This is a genomic window from Buttiauxella sp. BIGb0471 (assembly GCF_024807715.1).
GTDB classification, from domain to species: Bacteria; Pseudomonadota; Gammaproteobacteria; order Enterobacterales; family Enterobacteriaceae; genus Buttiauxella; species Buttiauxella agrestis.
In genome coordinates, this window is record NZ_JANUEU010000001.1 from 489,301 (window position 1) to 512,400 (window position 23,100).

The 23,100-nt window shown below is 50.7% G+C and carries 19 protein-coding genes; 17 read left to right on the forward strand and 2 right to left on the reverse strand.

Annotated features, from left to right (window positions below):
* The first annotated feature begins 78 nt into the window (after nucleotides 1-78).
* A complete protein-coding gene (alkA, locus tag M2371_RS02230) occupies nucleotides 79-924 on the forward strand; it encodes a DNA-3-methyladenine glycosylase 2 (protein ID WP_259266764.1) in 846 nt (281 codons plus the stop codon).
* Here alkA and M2371_RS02235 read toward each other — a convergent pair.
* Complete coding sequence (locus M2371_RS02235; protein ID WP_259266765.1) at nucleotides 917-4,252, reverse strand: diguanylate cyclase; 3,336 nt, start codon at nucleotides 4,250-4,252, stop codon at nucleotides 917-919. The two genes, alkA and M2371_RS02235, sit on opposite strands and share 8 nt — an antisense overlap.
* A gap of 342 nt (nucleotides 4,253-4,594) precedes the next feature.
* Here M2371_RS02235 and udk point away from each other — a divergent pair, with 342 nt between their 5' ends.
* The 3 genes from udk (at nucleotide 4,595) to asmA (ending at nucleotide 7,831) form a co-directional block, all read left to right on the forward strand.
* Nucleotides 4,595-5,236, forward strand: coding sequence for a uridine kinase (gene udk, locus M2371_RS02240; RefSeq protein ID WP_034496665.1), 642 nt, complete (start codon nucleotides 4,595-4,597; stop codon nucleotides 5,234-5,236).
* A gap of 145 nt (nucleotides 5,237-5,381) precedes the next feature.
* A complete protein-coding gene (gene dcd, locus M2371_RS02245) occupies nucleotides 5,382-5,963 on the forward strand; it encodes a dCTP deaminase (protein ID WP_034496664.1) in 582 nt (193 codons plus the stop codon).
* 23 nt (nucleotides 5,964-5,986) lie between these two features.
* Nucleotides 5,987-7,831 carry an outer membrane assembly protein AsmA gene (asmA, locus tag M2371_RS02250; RefSeq protein WP_259266766.1) on the forward strand — a complete coding sequence of 615 codons (1,845 nt, stop codon included), beginning with the start codon at nucleotides 5,987-5,989 and terminating at the stop codon, nucleotides 7,829-7,831.
* Nucleotides 7,832-7,946: 115 nt separating this feature from the next.
* Here the strand turns inward: asmA and M2371_RS02255 are convergent, their stop codons facing one another.
* The gene (locus M2371_RS02255) at nucleotides 7,947-9,527 is read right to left on the reverse strand and encodes a TerC family protein (RefSeq protein WP_259266767.1); all 1,581 of its coding nucleotides are present in this window, start codon (nucleotides 9,525-9,527) and stop codon (nucleotides 7,947-7,949) included.
* Nucleotides 9,528-10,261: 734 nt separating this feature from the next.
* On the opposite strand from M2371_RS02255, the gene M2371_RS02260 reads away from it, so the two are divergent.
* The 13 genes from M2371_RS02260 (at nucleotide 10,262) to wcaI (ending at nucleotide 23,100) form a co-directional block, all read left to right on the forward strand.
* Nucleotides 10,262-11,395 (forward strand): polysaccharide export protein, encoded by a 1,134-nt coding sequence (locus M2371_RS02260; protein WP_034496656.1) that lies wholly within the window; start codon nucleotides 10,262-10,264, stop codon nucleotides 11,393-11,395.
* 6 nt (nucleotides 11,396-11,401) lie between these two features.
* On the forward strand, nucleotides 11,402-11,845 hold the full coding sequence (wzb, locus tag M2371_RS02265; protein WP_034496653.1) for a low molecular weight protein-tyrosine-phosphatase Wzb: 444 nt from the start codon (nucleotides 11,402-11,404) through the stop codon (nucleotides 11,843-11,845).
* 2 nt (nucleotides 11,846-11,847) lie between these two features.
* Complete coding sequence (wzc, locus tag M2371_RS02270; protein WP_259266768.1) at nucleotides 11,848-14,016, forward strand: tyrosine-protein kinase Wzc; 2,169 nt, start codon at nucleotides 11,848-11,850, stop codon at nucleotides 14,014-14,016.
* 117 nt (nucleotides 14,017-14,133) lie between these two features.
* Complete coding sequence (gene wcaA, locus M2371_RS02275; protein WP_034496648.1) at nucleotides 14,134-14,970, forward strand: colanic acid biosynthesis glycosyltransferase WcaA; 837 nt, start codon at nucleotides 14,134-14,136, stop codon at nucleotides 14,968-14,970.
* A gap of 2 nt (nucleotides 14,971-14,972) precedes the next feature.
* Nucleotides 14,973-15,458, forward strand: a complete 486-nt coding sequence (gene wcaB, locus M2371_RS02280) for a colanic acid biosynthesis acetyltransferase WcaB (protein ID WP_034496645.1) — start codon at nucleotides 14,973-14,975, stop codon at nucleotides 15,456-15,458.
* Nucleotides 15,455-16,672 (forward strand): colanic acid biosynthesis glycosyltransferase WcaC, encoded by a 1,218-nt coding sequence (wcaC, locus tag M2371_RS02285; protein ID WP_259266769.1) that lies wholly within the window; start codon nucleotides 15,455-15,457, stop codon nucleotides 16,670-16,672. Before wcaB ends, wcaC begins: the two co-directional genes overlap by 4 nt.
* Nucleotides 16,647-17,867, forward strand: coding sequence for a colanic acid polymerase WcaD (gene wcaD, locus M2371_RS02290; protein WP_259266770.1), 1,221 nt, complete (start codon nucleotides 16,647-16,649; stop codon nucleotides 17,865-17,867). Before wcaC ends, wcaD begins: the two co-directional genes overlap by 26 nt.
* Before the next feature lie 11 nt (nucleotides 17,868-17,878).
* On the forward strand, nucleotides 17,879-18,631 hold the full coding sequence (gene wcaE / locus M2371_RS02295; protein ID WP_259266771.1) for a colanic acid biosynthesis glycosyltransferase WcaE: 753 nt from the start codon (nucleotides 17,879-17,881) through the stop codon (nucleotides 18,629-18,631).
* Between the two features lie 18 nt (nucleotides 18,632-18,649).
* Complete coding sequence (wcaF, locus tag M2371_RS02300) at nucleotides 18,650-19,201, forward strand: colanic acid biosynthesis acetyltransferase WcaF (protein ID WP_259266772.1); 552 nt, start codon at nucleotides 18,650-18,652, stop codon at nucleotides 19,199-19,201.
* A 110-nt stretch (nucleotides 19,202-19,311) separates the two neighbouring features.
* Nucleotides 19,312-20,433 (forward strand): GDP-mannose 4,6-dehydratase, encoded by a 1,122-nt coding sequence (gene gmd, locus M2371_RS02305; protein WP_034496631.1) that lies wholly within the window; start codon nucleotides 19,312-19,314, stop codon nucleotides 20,431-20,433.
* A 2-nt stretch (nucleotides 20,434-20,435) separates the two neighbouring features.
* On the forward strand, nucleotides 20,436-21,401 hold the full coding sequence (locus M2371_RS02310) for a GDP-L-fucose synthase (RefSeq protein ID WP_172893710.1): 966 nt from the start codon (nucleotides 20,436-20,438) through the stop codon (nucleotides 21,399-21,401).
* A 2-nt stretch (nucleotides 21,402-21,403) separates the two neighbouring features.
* The gene (locus M2371_RS02315) at nucleotides 21,404-21,883 is read left to right on the forward strand and encodes a GDP-mannose mannosyl hydrolase (protein ID WP_172893711.1); all 480 of its coding nucleotides are present in this window, start codon (nucleotides 21,404-21,406) and stop codon (nucleotides 21,881-21,883) included.
* Nucleotides 21,880-23,100 (forward strand): colanic acid biosynthesis fucosyltransferase WcaI, encoded by a 1,221-nt coding sequence (gene wcaI, locus M2371_RS02320; protein ID WP_259266773.1) that lies wholly within the window; start codon nucleotides 21,880-21,882, stop codon nucleotides 23,098-23,100. The genes M2371_RS02315 and wcaI overlap by 4 nt, the downstream gene beginning before the upstream one ends.

The following is a 23,100-nucleotide window of genomic DNA, read 5'->3' on the forward strand; positions in this document are numbered from 1 at the left end:
GGCAACCGAATATCAAAGCAAGGCATTATTCAACAGCTCAGCCTATGCTATGCCAACCCTACGCAACAGGAACACAGAATGTATCAACTGAGCTACAACCCGCCGTACGACTGGAAGTGGATGTTTGGTTTTCTTGCCGGGCGTGCGGTTAACGGCATAGAGATTGTTACCGAAGAGCAGTATTGTCGCAGCTTTGCTTTGGGGGATCATCAGGGTCTGCTCACGCTGGAACCTGATGAAACCAACTGTACACTCAATGTGACGCTAAGCGAGGGATTGCAGGGCGTTGCGGATGAGGTTTTGCACCGCGTAAAGCAACTGTTGGATCTCGAATGTCAGCCGCACACCATTCTGGAAAGCCTGGGGGATTTGTCGGCGGCACGTCCCGGTTTGCGCTTACCGGGTTGTATGGACACTTTCGAGCAATCTATTCGCGCGATTTTAGGGCAGCTCGTCAGTGTGGCGATGGCGGCGAAACTTACCAGTAAACTGGCGCAGGCTTTTGGCGAACCGCTGGTGGAAAATCCTGAGTGGTTTGTTTTTCCCACGCCCCAAAAGCTGGCCGCGTTACAACCTGAGCAGCTAAAACAGCTCGGAATGCCGTTAAAACGCGGCGAAGCCATTATTCATCTTGCTCAACTCATGGTGAATGGTGAGTTTCCGCTTCACAGCCCTGTGGATGTGGAGAGGGGCGTGAAAGCGTTAACGACGTATCCGGGGATTGGGCGCTGGACGGCAAACTACATTGCGCTAAGGGGCTGGCAAGCCACAGATGTTTTCTTGCCCGATGATTACCTGATTAAGCAACGCTTCCCTGGTATGACGCCCGCGCAAATCCGCCGTTATGCGGAGCGCTGGAAACCCTGGCGCTCCTACGCGCTGTTGCATATCTGGTATAGCGACGGCTGGGTTCCAGCTAGTTAATAGCGAAGTAACTCGAATTGAGCAGCATCTCAAGTGGCAACGGTTGAGTGACTGCTTCACCAAATATCAGATCGACGCCAATTCCTGACAGCGTATCCATCACCATCGGTATATCCGCCGGGCCTGCGATAGTTTGCAGCGTCTGGCGCTGCGCATGACCCTGAATAATCGTCACCATCATTTCGTCCATCAGGTTGCAATGCACGTTCTGAATCAGTTCTTCATCGACAATGATGTAACTGAAGTATTGGCGCGCAACACGTTTAAAGATATCCAGGTCACGCCCCACATGGCTAAGAATCAACTGACAGCCGCTGTCATGCAGCCTTTGGAGGTTTCTTTCGATTTTTTCATCGTCGTTCTGTAGTACTTCGCAATGCACCATCAGGTGCAACAAGCGGGTTGGGAGCGCGCTTCGTGCGAACAGTGCCAGCAATTCGTCAACGACCTTGTCACAAGCCAGGCTGTGAGAGGAGAGGGCAAGGGCGACGCCAAAGCCTTTGTTGGTTACGGACTGAGAAAACTTGCTGAAGAATTCGTTGAAGATCCGCAGATCGAGCGCGCAGTGCAACTCAGCATCGGTGACGGCTGTGCGGAACGTTTTCTCGTCAATGACCACGCCGTCGTTGCCCCAGAAGCGCAGCGAAAGCAGATAGAAACTGGTTGTCTCCGGGATGCGCGGAGGTGCTACGCCAAGGGCAATCATCAAGATCGGGTTATCATTGATGATAGATTTTTGCTCGGCAAGGGTGATGTTTTGGCCATCTTTGCGGATGTCATGCTGGGAAGATTCAAAGACTGTTACCCGGCCACGGCCACCATTTTTTGAGGCATAACAGGCGATATCTGCCTGTGAAAGTACCTCGGATGCCAGGCGATTATCGGCATCAATTTGCGTGATCCCGGCGCTGGCACCAATGCGATGCAAACGCCCGTTCCACGTAAAGTGGTAATCATTGATGCTTTGGATAATCCGTTCCGAAATATGGCGCGCATTGTCAGACGAACAATCCGGCAGCAGCAATCCAAACTCATCGCCGCCCAGGCGCGCGAGGAAATCGCCGGTGCGTAACATACTGAGCATTAAAGAAGAAAGCTCACGCAACAGCGCATCGCCCGCCGCGTGACCCGCGGTATCGTTCACCGCTTTAAAGCGATCGAGGTCGATAAACACTAACGCGTGGCGCTGACGATTTTCTCCGGCACTTTGCAGCAGGCGTTTAAGGTGGTTTTCAAAGCTGACACGGTTTGCCAGATGAGTCAGCCCATCGTGTGAGGCGCTGTAGCTCAGTTGTTTGAGCATTTTACGCGATTCGGTGACGTCCTGAATAACCAGCACCGAGCCAATACTTTGTCCATCAAGTGTGGTCAGCGGTGTGATGCTGTAGTGAATGTCGTAGCTGCCACCGTTGCGGCAATGCAGAACCACATCGTGTTCAATCGTCGCGCGGGAATAATCACCGCTATGAATGTTTTCCATTACCGGGCCGTTGTCACCAAAGGTAATGTGCAGGATTGCCAGAATATGCTGACCAATCGCTTGCTGCTGCGGCCAGCCGCTCAACTTTTCGGCGATCGGATTCATAAAGGTGATATTCATATCCACATCAGTACAAATCACCGCTTCGCCAATCGAGTCCAGCGTAATGTGCAGACGCTCTTTTTCCTGATACAGCGCTTCATTCAGCTGTTTCACTTCGGTCATATCCATGTTGATGCCCAGCAAACGCTCGACGTCACCATTTTTATTCAGTACGCGGTTGGCGAGAGAGCGAATATGGCGAATGCCTTCTTTGACATGAATGCGATATTCCATCTTAAATGGCACGCGAGCCTGCAAGGCATCGCGCACCGTTTTCTCAGCCGCAGGCGCATCATCAGCGACAATACGCTCCAGCCACAATGCGTAGGTGGGTTTCAGGTGCGCCGGAACCTCATAGAGATCAAACATACGTTTGTCCCAACTGATCACATCAGTCCCAAGATCCCATTCCCAGATACCAATACCGCCGGCCTCATTGGCAAGCGTGATGCGCTCCATCAGGCGTTTATTCACCCATTCGGTGTGCTTGAGATCGTTAATGTCTTCGATTTGGGCGATTAAATAGAGTGGCGTGCCGTCAATATCTCGCACAATGGAAACCGCCAGCAGCGCCCACACCACATCACCTTTGCTGGTGTAGTAACGTTTTTCCATCGAATAGCTATTGATACTGCCGCTGACCAACATATTGAGCTGGTGCAAGTCGGCGTGTAAATCTTCCGGGTGCGTGATTTGCTGGAAGGTGAGCGAACGGAGTTGTTCCGCGGTGTAACCGAGGAATTTACTCAGCGATTTATTGACCTGCAACCATTGTCCGTCGGTCGAAACCAGCGCCATACCGATAGCGGAATATTCCATGGCATTACGGAAACGTGCTTCGCTTTCGGTGATGTGTTTTCGTTCTTCGCGAAATGAATACATCACCATGGTCATCACATTGGCAGGCAATAGAATCATCAGGAACGGCAGCCACGGTGCGTTATTCATGACGGTTGTGTGGGGTTGTTGCATGGCGACGTGACTGTTGGTAGCCATCATTAATGAGACCACCATCAGCGTGCCGAGGAAAACAATAAAGGCTTCGAGGCGGGGCAGGCGAATAGCGCTCCACATCAGGAAAACAATAATAAAGGTAAATGGCCACGGCATATAACGCAGGGCGAGGTAACTTAACGTCAGGGTAATGACAAAAGTGAATATTGTTTCTAATAATAATTTTGGATTTTTATGGCGTAAAAGGTAACTGGGTTTAAACAATAACGCGGTGGGCACCAGCGCCAGGCTACCGATGGTTTCGGATAGCATCCAGACGAAAAAAGTTTTTGCAACACTTCCGCCATCAGATCCGGCTAACCATACCGCCAATATACCGCCAACAATCGGCGGGATGACGGCACTGCACATCACCAGCCGAACCCAATTATGCAAATTTTGCAGAGGATTATGCTGTGGCAGCAGGCGGCGCATTAATGTTGCACCAAGCACTGCTTCAATAATATTGATGGCGGTATAGCCCAAATTAATTTCGTTTAGGGGAAATAATAGTGCTGTGGCGCATAAACTCCCCACAGCGCAAACCCCAATAACCATGGGCCAATGACGAAGTGAATTTCGGAATAAAGCTACCATCATGAGAGATGTCGGGAACCAAAGCGGCGCTAAAACAGTTCCAACCAGGGATAATTCGAGTGAATACAGAGTAAATATAAAGCTGAGAAACCCTAATCCCACTGGCAGTACGAAGGAAGGCATTGCGATTAATTCTTTTGTGTTTTGTTTGGTCATTACCGCAAATCCGTTAAGGCGTGCCGCCAGGTGCCATGCCCGGATGCAAATAAAAAGATAAGTTTCGGTTTATGCTAGTACAAACAATTTACATTTCCTATGTCGGTTGGTCATAATTTAACATTAAGAGGTAATAAAAAGTGATATTAGACATACTTATTTTCACCTCTTGATAATTGTCCCTGTAATTGGAAGGGCATTGCTGGATTAACCCTGAAAGCTAAAATCACCCGCCAACGTGCATTACTCTGGTATCAGCGGGCGGATCTCCCTATAATTGCCGCGTTTGACGCATCTGCGTCCCCCTTCCTCAACATTTAAGTCAACAAGGCTCGTTACAACATGACTGACAAGTCCCATCAATGCGTCATCATCGGGATAGCCGGTGCGTCGGCTTCAGGAAAAAGTCTTATTGCCAGCACACTGTATCGCGAACTGCGCGATCAGGTTGGTGATGAACACATTGGTGTCATTCCAGAAGACAGTTACTACAAAGACCAAAGCCATCTTTCGATGGAAGAACGAGTTAAGACCAACTATGACCATCCTAACGCGATGGATCACAATTTGTTGTTCCAACACCTGCAAATGCTTAAAGCCGGAAACCCAATTGAACTCCCGGTTTACAGCTACGTGGAACACACCCGCACGGGTAACACGGTTCATTTAATGCCGAAGAAAGTCATCATTCTGGAAGGGATTTTGTTGTTGACGGATGCCCGTCTGCGCGAAGAGATGAACTTCTCCATTTTTGTTGATACGCCGCTGGATATTTGCCTGATGCGCCGCATGAAGCGTGACGTTAACGAACGTGGCCGCTCCATGGATTCCGTTATGGCTCAATATCAGAAAACCGTTCGCCCGATGTTCTTGCAATTCATTGAACCTTCTAAGCAGTATGCCGATATCATCGTGCCGCGCGGGGGTAAAAACCGTATTGCCATTGATATTCTTAAGGCGAAAATCAGTCAGTTCTTTGAGTAATCTCCAGGCGTAAAAACCACCGTACCTGCAATGTGAAAGACGACGGGTATCATGAAATCCCGCTATTTACCCGTCGTTGCGTGGCTATCTGCGCCGCGCTGTGGCAGGGTAAACAAAACTGAGCTTGAGATAAGGAGCATCTGAAATGCGATTGTGTGACCGCGATATAGAGGCCTGGCTTGATGACGGGCGCTTAACGATTACCCCTCGTCCTCCAGTTGAACGCATTAGCGGTGCTACCGTTGATGTGCGCCTGGGGAATAAATTCCGTACTTTCAGCGGCCATACTGCTCCGTTTATCGACTTAAGCGGACCTAAAGATGAAGTGAGCGAAGCATTAGAGCGCGTGATGAGCGACGAAATTGTTCTCCGCGAAGGCGATGCTTTCTATCTGCATCCAGGCGAACTGGCTTTAGCGGTAACGCTTGAGTCCGTGACCATTCCTGCTGATTTAGTCGGTTGGTTAGATGGCCGTTCATCTTTAGCGCGTTTAGGCTTGATGGTTCACGTTACGGCTCACCGCATCGACCCAGGCTGGCATGGTTGTATCGTCCTGGAGTTCTTTAATTCCGGTAAACTGCCTTTGGCTTTACGTCCTGGTATGATGATTGGTGCGCTAAGCTTTGAACCCCTTTCTGGCCCGGCTGCACGTCCTTACAACAGCCGCCAGGATGCAAAGTATCGCGATCAGCAAGGTGCGGTTGCAAGCCGTATTGATAAGGACTGAGTTCCCATCTGTATGAGGGCTGTATGAAACGATTTATAACCACGCTGATGATATTGCTGGTCGTGCTGGTGGCCGGCCTTTCTGCGTTGGTATTGTTGGTTAATCCCAATGATTTTCGTGCATATATGGTGCGCCAGGTTGAAACCCGTAGCGGTTATCAGCTTCATCTGGATGGCCCGCTGCGTTGGCATGTCTGGCCGCAGCTCAGTATTTTATCAGGGCGTATGTCGCTGACGGCACCAGGGGCAAGCCAGCCATTGGTCAGTGCCGACAACATGCGCCTCGACGTGGCTTTAGTTCCGCTGTTATCCCATCAGTTGAAAGTCCAGCAGGTGATGCTCAAAGGTGCGGTGATTCAACTCACTCCGCAAACTGAAGAGCGTCGTCCGAAAGATGCGCCCGTTGGGCCATCAACCGGCATTACCCCGTCAGGTGAAGACCGTGGCTGGTCGTTTGATATTGCGAAGCTAAAAGTTGCCGATAGTGTGCTGGTGTTCCAGCATGACGGCGATGAACAAATCACCGTGCGCAATATCAATCTGCAAATGGAACAAAATGACAGAAAGCTGGCGCACATTGAGCTGAGCAGCCGCATTAACCGCGATCAGCGCGACCTGAATTTTTCTCTGGTGGCTGACCTCGACGCCAGTAATTACCCTCAACAGCTCACGGCGAATATCTCGAAACTGGATTACCAGTTTCGCGGTGCCGACCTTCCAGTCAGTGGCATTGCCGGGAGTGCGACCTTCGCGGCCAGTTGGTCCGATCCGCAACATCTTCTTGAATTTAGCCAGCTGCAACTGACGGCAAACGATAGCGACCTGCAAGGTAACGGGCGTGTAGTGCTCGAAGATAAGCCTCAATGGCAGCTCGATCTGCGCTCCAGTAAACTGAATCTTGATGCTCTGGTGGCTGAAAATGCCGTAACCAGCACCAACGTCGTGCAGCAGGCGCAACAGCAAAGCAGTTTGCCACGCCCGGTGATTGCCTCCGGCGTAGACGATAACACTTATCAGAGCCTGCGCGGTTTCAGCGCACAAGTGAAAATTGCTGCGGGAAATGTGCGTTGGCGCGGGCTGGACTTCACCGATGTTCAGTCGGCGATGACTAACCAATATGGTTTGCTGAAAGTTTCAGAGCTGGCAGGCAAGTTTGGCAAAGGCAGCATGTCATTCCCCGGCGTTCTGGATGCGCGTAAAAACGAGCCGAGTTTACACTTCAATCCGAAAGTCACTGACATCGAAATTGGGCCGATCCTCACTGCGTTTGATTATCCGATTGCTTTGACAGGATTGCTGTCGATGGATGGCGACTTTAGCGGTGACAAACTCAATGCTGATGCATTCCGCCGCAGCTGGCAGGGCGATGCGAACATCACAATGTCGAATACCACAATGCAGGGGATGAACTTCCAGCAAATGATTCAGCAGGCCGTTGCCCGCAGTAATGGCGATGTGCAGGCCCAGCAAAACTATGACAACGTCACCACGCTTGAAAGTTTTGCAGCGCAGGCGAGCCTTGATAACGGTCAACTCACGCTCGGCAATATGTCGGGCAAGTCTTCAATGCTGGAACTCACGGGCAAAGGGACGCTCGACCTGGTTCAGCAGCAGTGCGACACGCGGTTTAACGTCACGGTGCTGGGAGGCTGGGAAGGGGACAGCAAACTGATTGAAGTGCTGAAAACCACGCCTATTCCGCTTCGGGTTTACGGCCCGTGGCAGAAGCTGAATTACTCTCTGCAAGTGGATCAGGCACTGCGCAAGCAGTTGCAGGGCGAAGCGAAACGTCGGTTGAATGACTGGCTGGATAAGCACAAAGACAGCAAAAATTCGAAAGACGTGAAAGAGTTGCTAAATAATCTGTAGCGTTGTTTTGTAGGGTGGATAAGCCGTAGGCTTCATCCACCATGTATGTCGGATATTGTCGGATGACGGGTTTGTCATCACCCTCAGAGAGAACCGAAAGGTTCTCTCTTTTGTTTTACACCTCAAAATCCATCTCTTCATCATCCTCGAGCGGCACAATTTGCACCTTCTGCACCCGGTGGCTTTCCACTTGCAGCGTGCGCAACAGAAAATCCCCCACCTGGACTGCTTCCCCGCTAACCGGAATATGTTGCAGCAACTCCATCAGCAAACCGGCGATGGTGTGATAGTTACGTTTCTCATCAAGCGGCAGCGGCACATACTGGATTAAATCCTCGAGCGGCATATGCCCGTTGGCCGTCCAGGTGCCATCCGGGTTTTTCTGGATATCATGGCGCGCATCAATCTCTTCGATTTCATTGGGCAAGTTACCAGCGATGGTCTCCATCACGTCACTTAATGTCACCACACCTTCGACGGAACCAAATTCATCGACCACAAAGGCAAAGTGCGTGCGCCCATTGCGAAACTGTTCCAGCGCGGCCAACAGCGGCAGCGTTTCCGGGAATATCAGTGGCTGGCGAATCAATGCCTCAAGATCAAGCGGCTCGCCCTTCAACGACTGCTGGAGCAAATCAATGACGTGCACCACACCTAAAATCTCGTCGCCTTCACCGGTAATCACCACGCGGGTATGCTGATTTTTGTCCAGCAACGCGCGTGTTTGTTCCTCTGGATCGCCAAGTTTGACGTGCTCGACATCATGGCGTGACGTCATGATGCTGCTGACGGTACGCCGGTTCAGATTGAGCACTCGTTCAATCATCAATCGTTCCTGAGGCTCAAAAATTTCATCCTGTTGCGAGTGGTCAGCAATCAACGATGCCGTTTGCGCATCCAGCTCCGCTTCTTCCTTTTTCCCGTTAAGCAGACGTAAAACAGCCTCGGCGGTGCGCTGGCGCAATGACTGGTCGGCTGATAAGAAGCGACGACGATTGAAAATGGCGAGCTGATTCAGGCTCTCAATCATCACCGAGAAACCAATGGCGGCGTACAGATAGCCCTTCGGAATATGGTAGCCAAAACCGTCGGCCACCAGACTAAAGCCAATCATCAGCAGAAAACTCAGGCACAAAATCACGATGGTTGGGTGATTGTTCACAAAGCGCGTCAGAGCTTTGCTGGCAAGCAGCATCAGGCAAATGGCGATGATCACCGCAGCCATCATGACGGGTAAATGGTCGACCATCCCCACAGCGGTAATCACTGAATCGAGAGAAAATACCGCATCGAGAACGACGATTTGCGCGACCACCGGCCAGAAGCGTGCGCCCCGTCGCTGCGTGTGGGATTCGCTGTCTTTACCTTCAAGGCGTTCGTTTAGCTCGACGGTAGCTTTGAATAACAAGAACAGGCCGCCAAACAGCATGATTAAATCCCTGGCGCTGAATGCCAGTTCACCGAGATGAAACAGCGGACGGGTCAGCGTTACCAGCCAGGAAATAGAAGCCAGCAGCAGCAAACGCATTAACATCGCCAGTATCAACCCCGTGACACGAGCACGGTCGCGCTGAGCCGGGGGAAGTTTTTCGGCAAGTATTGCGATAAACACCAGGTTATCGATACCCAGAACCAATTCAATAACGACCAGAGTCACCAGTCCTGCCCAGATTGAGGGGTCGACAATCCATTCCATACGCCGGTCAGTACCTCATTAAAGATGACAAATGTCACAATGAAATGATGGATACTCACTGGGGAAATTGCAATGCCAGATGCGGGAATAATCCATTCATGCCGAATTCTTGTGCCTGCTTCGCTTAATTCCACTTAATAACCAGGGTAAATAATTAATATTTTGCTAAATAAAGGGTAATTGCTTTTTCTTATATTTAAAATTACATGAGATAGTTCTGTATATTCCCTTGCGGCGTATCACTTATTAATTTTCTGTCAATATAAAGAAAATCCTAAACGCGTGTAAATGTGCTGTTAATACTAATCTTAAAAGTCAGGTTCTCCTTCTGTGGAACCTTGCCTGATATAGGGTTAGCTGTAACAATCGATATCGGTGTCTGATATTAGATGTATTTTTTATATTCGCTGAAGCCATGATATTTAACCTGGCACCGCAGGTTTTATTTTCTAAGATAATTCTTTGAATTTAATTTCTGTAACGATTACCCATTATAACTTGTCTTTTTTCAGTAGGTTGGTGACTGTAAGCCAGGGGCGGTAGCATGCCCGAAGGCCAGAGAATAAGCCTCAATTATTCTGTCAATAGGATGTCGGGAAATAAGAGTTTTTTTAGGATTGATGCCAGATATTTCTGCGGCAACCAGGTTTAAATTCAGACCTCATTCAAATACCTAACGAGTCACTTATTTTATTCGCTCAGGATAATTACTCTGCCATAGTGATAAATACTCAATGATAAAATACAAACTTAAATTGATGCCTTTATTGGTGTCAGTAACCCTTATGAGTGGTTGCACAGTGCTCCCCGGTAGCAATATGTCTACGATGGGGAAAGATGTTATCAAGCAACAGGATTCAGACTTTAATCTGGATCGCATGGTTAACGTTTATCCGTTAACACCGCGTCTGGTTGAACAATTACGCGTACGCCCTGCGGTGGCACAGCCAAATATGTCTCTGGACCAGGAGATTGCAGCTTACCAATATCGTGTTGGCCCAGGGGATGTCCTGAACGTCACCGTCTGGGATCACCCGGAACTCACCACACCAGCGGGCCAATATCGTAGCTCAAGCGATGCCGGTAACTGGGTGCAGTCTGACGGCACGATGTTCTATCCGTATGTCGGCAAAGTAAAAGTCACGGGTAAAACCCTTTCTGAAATTCGTAGTGATATTACCAGCCGCCTTGCGACGTACATCGCAGACCCGCAGGTGGACGTTAATATCGCTGGGTTCAGATCTCAAAAAGCCTACGTCTCGGGCCAGGTCAACAAATCAGGGCAACAGGCGATTACCAACGTTCCGCTCACCGTTCTGGATGCGATCAATGCCGCAGGTGGCCTGACCGATGCTGCCGACTGGCGCAACGTGGTGCTGACGCACAATGGCCAGGAAAAGCGCATTTCTCTGCAAGCCCTGATGCAAAACGGCGACCTGAGCCAGAACCATCTTCTGTACCCTGGCGACATTTTATTCGTGCCGCGCAATGACGACCTGAAAGTGTTCGTGATGGGTGAAGTGAAGAAACAAACCACCCTCAAAATGGACTTCAGCGGCATGACGCTAACCGAAGCGCTCGGCCAGGCCGAAGGTCTGGATATGACCTCATCTAACGCTAGCGGCATCTTCGTTATTCGCCCAATCAAAGAGAAGCAGGGCGGCAAAATCGCCAACATTTATCAGCTTGATATGTCTGATGCGACCTCGCTGGTGATGGGCACCGAATTCCAGCTGCAACCTTACGACGTGGTGTATGTGACCACCGCACCAGTCACGCGTTGGAATCGCCTGATCAACCAACTGCTGCCAACCATCAGTGGCGTTCGTTATATGACGGATACCGCCAAAGATATCCATACCTGGTAACGCGCTATGTTCAACAAAATTCTGGTTGTTTGTGTGGGGAATATTTGCCGTTCCCCAACCGCTGAGCGGTTATTAAAAAATTACCATCCGCAGCTTACTGTGACTTCCGCAGGGCTTGGGGCGCTGGTGGGAAAAGGGGCGGATGTGGGCGCTATCCGCGTGGCGGAGCAGCATAACCTCTCGCTTGAGGGGCATTGTGCGAAGCAGGTCTCCGGAAAAATGTGCCGCGAATACGACCTGATCCTCGCCATGGAAAAACGCCATATCTCCGCAATTTGCGAAATGGCTCCAGAGATGCGCGGCAAAGTGATGCTGTTCGGTCACTGGGATGCGGAACGGGAAATTCCCGATCCGTATCGCAAAAGCCACGACGCTTTTGAAGCGGTTTACGGTCTTCTGGACCAGAGCGCTCAGAAATGGGCTAACGCACTCAACGCTCATCAGGGATAACAATGACAGAAAAATCACGCCGTCCGAGCGCCCCGACTGAGGGCAATGACGAAATTGATATTGGCCGATTGTTTGGCACGGTTCTCGAAGCCCGCTGGTGGGTTTTGGGGATCACCGCCGTCTTCGCCATTCTTGCCACCGTCTACGCGATGTTTGCCACACCCATCTATAAAGCCGATGCGCTGGTGCAAATTGAACAAAACGCCGGTAACTCGCTGGTCAACGACATCAGCTCCGCGCTCTCAAACAAACCGCCAGCATCTGCTGCGGAAATGCAGCTGATTCAATCGCGCCTGGTTTTAGGTAAAACGGTTGACGATCTCAACCTTGATATTGCGGTGGAGAAAAACAGCTTCTGGTTATTGGGCGCGGGTTGGGACCGCTTGCAGGGTCGCCAAAATGACACCGTTGTGGTCGATACTTTTGGCCTCCCAGCGGGCCAGGGCAAGAATATCTTCACCGTGGAAGTTACTAGCCCAACGCAATATCAGCTCACCAGTGATAACGGATTTAGCGCCAAAGGGCAGGTCGGGCAAACCCTCAGCAAAGATGGCATCACCATGAACGTGAGTGCGATTAAAGCTGAAGTGGGCGATACCTTTACCGTCACCAAATATTCTACGCTTGGCATGATCAACCAGCTACAGGGCAACCTGGTGGTCGCTGAAAACGGTAAAGATACCGGGGTATTAAGCCTTTCTTACACCGGCGAAGACCGGGATAAAATTCGCGATATCCTCGACAGCATCACGCGCAATTATCTTGAGCAGAACGTACAGCGCAAATCGGAAGAAGCGGCAAAAAGCCTGAAGTTCCTTGCCGAACAATTGCCAGAAGTGCGCACTCGTCTGGATGCCGCGGAAAACAAGCTCAACGCCTATCGCCAACAGCAAGATTCGGTTGATTTGTCGCTTGAAGCGAAATCTGTGCTCGACACCATGGTGAACATTGACGCGCAGCTTAATGAGCTGACCTTCAAAGAAGCCGAAATTTCCAAGCTATATACCAAAGTTCACCCGGCGTACCGCACGCTGCTGGAAAAACGTAAAACGCTGGAAGATGAAAAAGCGCGTCTGAATGGTCGTGTGACGGCCATGCCGAAAACCCAACAAGAAATCGTGCGTTTGACGCGTGATGTGGAATCCGGCCAGCAGGTTTACATGCAATTGCTGAACAAACAGCAAGAGCTGAAAATCACCGAAGCCAGCACCGTGGGCGATGTGCGTATTGTTGATGCGGCGATTGCGCAGCCTGGAATGGTTAAACCGCAACGGGCGTTGATTATTCTCGGCAGCATTATTCTTGGCCTGATGCTTTCTATTATGGGCGTGCTGCTACGTTCGCTCTTCAACCGTGGCATCGAAAGCCCGGCGGTGCTGGAAGAGGCGGGGATTGGTGTTTACGCCAGCATTCCACTTTCTGAATGGCAGAAATCTCGTGATAACGCCACGGTTCGCGGTGTGAAAGCAGCGAAGCGCAATAAACAAAGCCAACTGCTGGCGGTGGGTAATCCCACGGATCTCGCCATCGAAGCCATTCGCAGCCTGCGCACCAGTCTGCACTTCGCCATGATGCAGGCATCGAACAATGTTCTGATGCTCACCGGTGTCAGCCCGTCGATTGGTAAAACCTTTGTCTGCGCCAACCTGGCCGCCGTGATTAGCCAGACCAACAAACGCGTGTTGCTTATCGACTGCGATATGCGCAAAGGCTATACCCACGAACTGCTCGGAACCACCAATAACAACGGCCTGGCCGAAGTGCTGACCGGGCAGGCGGAAATCACCCGCTGTGCGCAAAAAACGTCAGTGCCTAATTTCGACCTCATCCCGCGCGGTGTGGTGCCTTCAAACCCTTCTGAACTGTTGATGAGCGAGCGCTTTGCCGAGCTGATTGCATGGGCAAGCAAGAACTATGACCTGGTGTTGATCGATACCCCGCCAATTCTCGCGGTGACCGATGCTGCCGTTGTGGGCCGCCACGCAGGCACCACGTTGATGGTGGCGCGTTATGCGGTGAACACGCTCAAAGAAGTCGAAACCAGCCTTAGCCGCTTTGAACAAAACGGCGTCAATGTGCGCGGCGTGATCCTGAACTCCATCTTCCGCCGTGCGGCGGGATATGAAGATTACGGTTACTACGAGTACGAATATAAGTCTGATGCGAAATAGTCAGGCATCAGCTGGCGGATGACGCTTTGCTTATCCGCCCTACATTTCACGCCCTGTAGGGTGGATAAGCGATAGCGTCATCCACCAATAAATAAAAACGATTTTCGGGGGAGCGCCATGAATAACCCACTTATCTCTATTTATATGCCGACATGGAACCGTCAGCAGCTGGCAATCCGCGCCATTAAATCCGTGTTGCGCCAGGATTATGAACACTGGGAAATGTTAATCGTTGACGACTGCTCTTCATCCTACGAACAGCTCCAGCGCTTTGTGGAAGAACTCGGTGACGCGCGCGTGCGTTACACCCGCAATGATTTCAACTCCGGCGCGTGTTCAGTGCGTAACCAGGCCATCAGCCAGGCGACGGGCGAATTGATCACGGGTATTGATGACGATGATGAATGGACGCCTAATCGCCTGTCCGTTTTTCTGGAGCACAAACACCAACTGGTGACACACGCCTTTTTATACGCCAACGACTACGTCTGCGAAGGGCAGGTTTATTCCCAGCCCGCCAGCCTGCCGCTGTACCCAAAATCACCGTTTTCACTAAAGCTGTTTTATAAGCGCAATATTATTGGTAATCAGGTGTTTACCTACGCCAGTCGCTTCAAGGCTTGCCTGTTTGATACCACACTGGCTGCGGCTCAGGACTATGACATCTTCCTGCGAATGGTGGTCGAGTACGGTCAACCCTGGAAAGTGGAAGAAGCCACGCAAATTTTGCATGTTAACCACGGTGAAATGCAGATCACCAAATCGCCGAAAAAATTTGCCGGGTACTTCCACTTCTACCGAAAGCACAAAGATAAATTCGACCGGGCCAGCAAGAAATACCAGCTGTTTACCCTCTACCAAATCCGCAATAAACGCATGTCGCTACGCACGTTATTAGCGCTGTTGAGCGTGCGTAACACCAAACGTCTTGCCGACGGACTACGGGGGAAATAACCGTGCTTGAAGATCTGCGCGCAAATTCCTGGAGCCTGCGCCCGTGCTGCATGGTGATGGCTTATCGCATCGCGCATTTTTGCTCGGTGTGGCGCAAAAAAAGCGTCATCAACAATCTCTGGGCGGCACCGGTCATCCTGCTTTATCGCTTTATCACCGAATGCCTGTTTGGCTATGAAATCCAGGCAGGTGCCACCATCGGGCGTCGTTTTACCATTCACCACGGTTATGCCGTCGTCATCAATAAGTTCGTGGTTGCCGGAGACGATTTCACTATTCGTCACGGCGTCACTATCGGCAATCGCAGCAAAAGCAATGATTGCCCGGTGATTGGCAATGGTGTCGAGCTAGGCGCGAATGTGGTGATCATTGGTGATATCACCGTGGGTAATAACGTGGTGGTCGGTGCAGGAAGTGTGGTGCTGGACAACGTGCCGGACAATGCGCTGGTCGTCGGCCAGAAAGCGCAAGTAAAGGTTATAAAATGAATATCTTACAATTCAACGTGCGCCTGGCTGAAGGCGGTGCGGCAGGTGTCGCGCTGGATCTGCATCAGCGTGCTAACGCCGCCGGTTTTAGCTCCCGTTTTATCTATGGTTATGGCAAAGGCGGAAAGAAAAGCGCCAGCCACGATAAATTCCCAGGCGTAGTAAAACACACGCCGCGACTCACATCGATTGCCAACATAATTCTGTTCCGCTTTTTCAACCGCGACCCGTTTGGCAACCTCAATAACCTGTACCGCAAAGTGACCCGCGCTCATGGCCCGGTGGTTCTGCATTTCCATGTGGTCCACAGCTACTGGCTGAATCTCGAAGAGATGGTGACGTTTTGCCAGCGGGTGAAAGCCCATAAAGCAGATGTCACTTTTGTCTGGACGCTACACGACCACTGGAGCATTACCGGACGCTGTGCGTTTCTCGATGGATGCGATGGCTGGAAAACCGGCTGTCAGAAATGCCCGACGCTAAATAACTATCCGCCGGTGAAAACCGATCGCGCCCATTTGCTGGTGGACACCAAACGCCAGTTGTTCCGCGAAATGTTAGCGCTGGGCTGCCAGTTTATCTCCCCGAGCCAGCATGTGGCCGATGCTTTTAACCGTATCTATGGGGCAGGGCGCTGCAAAATTATCAATAACGGAATCGATGTCGCAACCGAAGCGATTCTGGCTGAACTGCCGCTGACGAGTGCGGCGGGTGACAAGCCCAAAGTGGCCGTTGTGGCGCACGATTTACGTTATGACGGTAAAACCAACCAGCAGCTGGTGCAGGCGATGATGGCGCTGGGGGATGAAATTGAACTGCACACCTTCGGGAAATTCTCGCCGTTTAATGGCCCGAACGTCGTGAATCACGGCTACATGACCGACAAAAAAGCGCTGATGAGTGAGCTTAATGAAATGGACTCGCTGGTGTTCAGTTCGCAGGTGGATAACTACCCGCTGATTTTGTGCGAAGCGCTGTCGATTGGCGTGCCGGTTATCGCCACCCAAAGTGACGCCGCCGATGAAGTGCTGCGCAAAGTCGATGGTAAAACCTTTAGCGATATGCGGGTGCTGGAACTGGTGAAAATGCCAAAAGAAGCGCTCGCCCAGCAGGTGTTTGGCAAGGATTTGCAGAGTTTCAAAACTGCGAGCCGCCAGGCGTTCAGTGGACAACAGATGCTGGAGGAATATGTCTCGTTCTATCAGAATCTGTAGTTATCTGCTGCTGCCGTTCATCTATCTGGTGGTCAACGTCAAGTTGGCCTCACTCGGAGAAAGTTTCCCGATAACGATAGTCACCTTCTTGCCCGCCATTCTCTTTTTGTACATTGAACGCATTAGCGTCAAAAAATTGATGATTGCTTTGGGCATCGGTGCGGGACTTACCGCATTTAACTACATCTTTGGTCAATCGCTGGATGCCAGCAAATATGTCACCTCGACATTATTGTTTGTTTATATCGTACTGATCATGGCGATGACGTGGAGCTGCCGCTTCAAAACTATTTCACAACGTAATCACCGTAAGTTATTAAGGTTATTTTATGGCGTCGTCGCCATTATTGTGATGTTGGCAGCAGCGGAAATGGCTCAGATTATTCTCACTGGTGGGAGTAGCCTGATTGAGAAAATTTCGAAGTTTCTTATATACAGTAACAGCTATGTTCTGAACTTTATTAGCTTCGGTGGTAAGCGTACCACGGCTCTTTATTTTGAACCGGCGTTCTTCGCTCTGGCGTTAATCTCAATTTGGCTCAGTATCAAACAGTTCGGTATCAAAACACCAAAAACTGATGGTATGATTCTTTTGGGGATAGTGCTTTCGGGATCGTTTTCAGGGGTAATGACTTTTATCCTGTTCTATTTGCTTGAATGGGCATTTCAATACCTTAATAAAAGTGCAATAAAGAAGAAGTTACCATTAGCGATAATTTCTCTCTCCGTGTTTTTAGTAGGGTTAATATTCGCATTCCCTTATATCGCCACGCGCCTGGGGGATTTGGGAACGGAAGGTTCGTCATCGTATTATCGTATTATTGGCCCTCTGGCGATGGTCGGGCATTCATTGACCAATATTGATGGGGTAGTGCGGTTCGGATCTTTATATGAATATGTCGCATCATTCGGAATCTTTAACGGTGCGGATGTCGGTAAAACAGTAGACAATGGTTTGTATCTGCTAATTATTTATTTTTCATGGTTCGCGGTATTACTGACAATTTGGTATATGTGGAAAGTCATTAAAATGATGCGTACGGCATTTGGTAATAATGAAAATTACCGTGTGCAATTATGGCTCTTTACCCCTGTATCACTGTTTTTTACCGGTTCAATTTTTAGCCCTGAATATGCGTTCTTAATTGTTTGCCCGTTTATTTTACGTAAAGCACTCAATATTACGAACACCTGAGGTCAATAACAATGCTGCTAAGTGTCATCACGGTTGCTTATAAAAATCTTGCCGGAATAGAAAAAACCTGGCAGTCGCTGGCCCATTTAGCGAAGGCGCCTGGTATCACATTTGAGTGGATTGTGGTTGATGGTGGCTCGCAAGATGGTACCGCCGAGTTTCTGGAAAACCTGAATGGGCAGTACAACTTACGTTTCGTGAGTGAGAAAGATAACGGCATTTATGATGCGATGAACAAAGGCATTGTTATGGCTCAGGGCCGTTATGCGTTGTTCCTTAACTCAGGTGATGTTTTCCATCAGGATATCGTAAATGTCTCCCGCCAGCTTGCTGAAAGGCCGTTGACGGAAAATGCCATGATCATTGGCGATGCATTATTAGACTTTGGCGACGGGACAAAAATAGAGCGTCGGGCAAAACAGGGTTGGTATATTTACCACAGTTTGCCCGCAAGCCATCAGGCGATATTTTTCCCTATGGATGGTCTGCTCAAATACCCGTATGACCTGCAATATAAAGTATCTTCGGATTACGCCCTGGCAGCCAAAATGTATAAAAGCGGTTATGCATTTAAACGCGTCAAGGGGATTGTCTCCGAGTTTTCAATGGGCGGTGTTTCTACCACCAATAATATTGAGTTGTGCCGTGATGCGAGAAGCGTGCAGCGCAGAATATTACACGTCCCAGGCTTTATTGCAGAATTGTCTTATAAGCTCCGTTTACGCACCACCGGAAAATCAAAAGCATTATATAACAAAGCCTGATTCTAACAGGAATAACTTATGCAGGAATTAAATGGCTTCTCGGTATCGAAAGGTTTCCGGGGCGCAAACTCTATTAAGGTTCAACTGTGGTGGGCAGTACAAGCAACATTATTTGCCTGGTCACCACAAGTGTTATATCGCTGGCGGGCATTTTTATTACGCTTGTTTGGCGCACGAATCGGTAAAGGTGTTGTGATTCGTCCGTCAGTGAAAATTACTTACCCATGGAAATTAACCCTCGGGGATTATGCCTGGGTCGGCGATGACGCCGTGTTATATACGCTGGGTGAAATTACGATTGGTGCAAATTCTGTCGTTTCACAAAAGTGTTATTTATGTACCGGCAGTCACGATTATATGAGCAAACATTTCGATATTACTGCCACGCCAATTGTTATTGGTGAGAAATGTTGGCTTGCCACGGATGTCTTTGTTTCACCTGGCGTCACGATTGGAAATGGCACCGTCGTCGGTGCTCGCAGCAGTATTTATAAATCATTACCGGCAAATGCCGTTTGCCGGGGAAATCCGGCAGTCGTTATTCGGCAACGCATTATGCCCTCACCCTAACCCTCTCCCCCAGGAGAGGGAATTGGATCGAGTCCCGTTATTCCCCCTCTCCCTCAGGGAGAGGGCTGGGGTGAGGGTGATACACAAATGTTTAAAGAGGAAAATACATTATGACTAAAGTAGCTCTCATCACGGGTGTTACCGGGCAAGACGGCTCTTATCTGGCGGAACTGCTGCTGGAAAAAGGTTATGAAGTTCACGGTATTAAACGTCGCGCATCTTCTTTCAACACCGAACGTGTTGATCATATTTATCAGGATCCGCATTCCGGTAATCCTAAATTCCATCTGCACTACGGTGATCTGACGGACAGCTCGAACCTGACCCGTATTCTTTCCGAAGTGCAGCCGGATGAAGTGTATAACCTCGGCGCAATGAGCCACGTAGCGGTTTCTTTCGAATCTCCGGAATACACCGCTGATGTGGATGCGATGGGAACCTTGCGTCTGCTGGAAGCGATTCGCTTCTTAGGTCTTGAGAAGAAAACCCGTTTCTACCAGGCATCGACGTCTGAGCTGTATGGCCTGGTGCAGGAAACCCCACAGAAAGAAACCACACCTTTCTACCCGCGCTCTCCGTATGCCGTAGCCAAACTTTACGCCTACTGGATCACCGTTAACTACCGCGAATCGTACGGCATGTTTGCCTGTAACGGCATTCTGTTCAACCACGAATCTCCACGCCGTGGCGAAACATTTGTGACTCGCAAAATCACCCGCGCTATCGCCAACATCGCTCAGGGCCTGGAAAAATGCCTGTATCTGGGCAACATGGATTCCCTGCGTGACTGGGGCCATGCCAAAGACTACGTGAAAATGCAGTGGATGATGTTGCAGCAAGACAACCCGGAAGACTTCGTGATTGCGACCGGCGTGCAGTATTCCGTGCGCGAATTCGTGGAAATGGCGGCGGCACAACTGGGCATCAAACTGCGCTTTGAAGGCACCGGCGTTGACGAAAAAGGCATCGTTGTTTCCGTGACCGGCCATGACGCGCCAGGTGTGAAACCAGGCGATGTGATTATCTCCGTTGACCCGCGTTACTTCCGTCCTGCTGAAGTGGAAACCCTGCTGGGCGACCCAACCAAAGCACACGAAAAACTGGGCTGGAAACCAGAAATCACACTGCGTGAAATGGTTGGCGAAATGGTCGCTAAAGACCTTGAAGCGGCGAAAAAGCATTCGTTGCTGAAGTCACACGGCTACGAGGTTGCCATCGCGCTGGAGTCCTGAGCATGAATAAACAACGTATCTTTGTTGCCGGCCATCGTGGGATGGTCGGTTCCGCCATCGTTCGTCAGCTCGAGCAACGTGCAGACGTTGAACTGGTGCTGCGTAACCGCGACGAGCTGAACCTGCTGGATGGCGCGGCTGTTAACGCTTTCTTTGCCGATGCGCGCATCGATCAGGTTTACCTGGCGGCGGCGAAAGTGGGCGGAATTGTTGCTAACAACACGTATCCGGCAGACTTCATCTACGAGAATATGATGATCGAAGCCAACATTATTCACTCTGCGCACACGCACAACGTGAATAAGCTGTTGTTCCTCGGTTCCTCGTGCATTTACCCGAAAATGGCGAACCAGCCGATGGCGGAAAGCGAGCTGCTGCAAGGCACGCTTGAAGCGACCAACGAGCCGTACGCGATTGCCAAAATCGCGGGTATCAAACTGTGCGAGTCTTACAACCGCCAGTTCGGTCGTGATTATCGCTCGGTGATGCCAACCAATTTGTATGGCCCGCACGATAACTTCCACCCGAGCAACTCGCACGTGATTCCGGCGTTGCTGCGTCGTTTCCACGAAGCGACTGCGCAAAACTCGCCTGATGTGGTGGTGTGGGGCAGCGGTACGCCAATGCGTGAGTTCCTGCACGTTGACGATATGGCGGCAGCCAGCATTCATATTATGGAGCTGGCAAGCGAGGTGTGGCAGGAAAATACCCAGCCGATGCTTTCCCATATTAACGTCGGCACCGGTGTGGATTGCACTATCCGCGAACTGGCGCAAACCATCGCCAAAGTGACCGGTTACCGTGGCCGTGTGGTGTTTGATGCCACCAAACCTGATGGCACGCCGCGTAAACTGCTCGACGTGACGCGCTTGCGCCGTCTGGGTTGGTATCCGGAAATCACCCTGGAGCCTGGCCTTGCCAGCACCTACCAGTGGTTCCTCGAAAACCAGCAACGGTTCCGGGGGTAAGTATGTTTTTGAGTGCTGAAGACTTCGCAACCGTTGTCCGCTCCACCCCGCTGATTTCCATCGATTTGATTGTTGAAAATCAGGCAGGAGAATTCCTGCTGGGCTTACGCACTCAGCGCCCGGCGCAGAACTTTTGGTTCGTGCCGGGTGGCCGGGTACAAAAAGACGAAACGCTGGAGCGTGCTTTTGCGCGCTTAACCGAAGCCGAATTAGGCCAGCGGTTTACTCTTTCAGACGGTGAGTTTTACGGCGTGTGGCAGCACTTCTACGACGACAATTTCTCCGGGCCGGATTTCTCAACCCACTATGTGGTGCTGGGGTTCCGTCTGCGCGTGGATGCTGATGCGCTGCAACTGCCGACTGCGCAGCATAACGACTACTGCTGGTTAACGCAGGAAGCACTGCTGGCGACTCAGAACGTCCACGACAACAGCCGCGCTTACTTTCTGACCGACAAGGCAGATAAGGTCATCGGATTATGAAGATTTTGGTCTACGGCATTAACTACTCACCGGAATTAACCGGTATCGGGAAATACACCGGTGAGATGGTTGAGTGGATGACGAGCCAGGGCCATGAGGTGCGGGTCATTACCGCACCACCTTATTACCCGGTATGGGAAGTGCATCCCGATTATTCATCCTGGAAATACAAGAAAGAAGTGGGTGCCGCGACCGTCTGGCGCTGCCCGCTGTATGTGCCAAAACAGCCATCAACGTTAAAGCGTCTGATTCATTTAGGCAGCTTTGCGCTTAGCTCGTTCTTCCCGCTGATTGCTCAACGTCGCTGGAAGCCGGATCGCATTATCGGCGTGGTGCCGACCCTCTTTTGCGTGCCGGGCATGCGCCTGCTCGCAAAATTGAGCGGTGCGCGCACGCTGCTGCATATTCAGGATTACGAAGTCGACGCCATGCTCGGCCTGGGAATGGCGGGCAAAAAACAGGGCAAAGTGGCGAAACTGGCACAGCGCTTTGAACAAAGTGGATTGCACAACGTCGACCATGTTTCGACCATTTCGCGCTCAATGATGAACAAAGCGGCGGAAAAGGGCGTTGATCCCGGCAAAGTGATCTTCTTCCCGAACTGGTCAGAAGTGGAGCGTTTTCGCGCCATCTCCCACGAAGAGATCCTCGCCGTGCGCAACAGCCTGCAACTGCCTGCGGATAAAAAAATCATTCTCTATTCCGGCAACATTGGGGAAAAGCAGGGGCTGGAAACGGTGATTGAAGTGGCGGAGCGTTTTGCTCATCAGCCATACCTGTTTGTGATTGTCGGCCAGGGTGGCGGTAAAGCCCGCCTGCAAAAACTCGCACAGGATAAAGGGCTGCACAACGTGGTGTTCCATCCGCTTCAGCCTTACAACGCGCTACCAGCACTGTTGCGTCTTGCGGATTGCCACCTGGTGATTCAACGCCGGGGTGCCGCCGATGCCGTATTGCCATCGAAACTGACCAATATTCTTGCCGTGGGCGGAAATGCGGTAATTACCGCAGAACCGGATACCGAACTCGGCCAACTTTGCGACGCGTATTCCGGTATTGCCGTGTGTGTAGAGCCTGAGTCGGTTGACGCGTTAGTCGAAGGTATCGAGCGCTGCCTGCAATTGCCAGTACACAACACGGTGGCATGTGAATATGCCGAGCGCACGCTCGAGAAAGACAGCGTGCTGAACCAATTTATTGCAGACATTACTGCATAA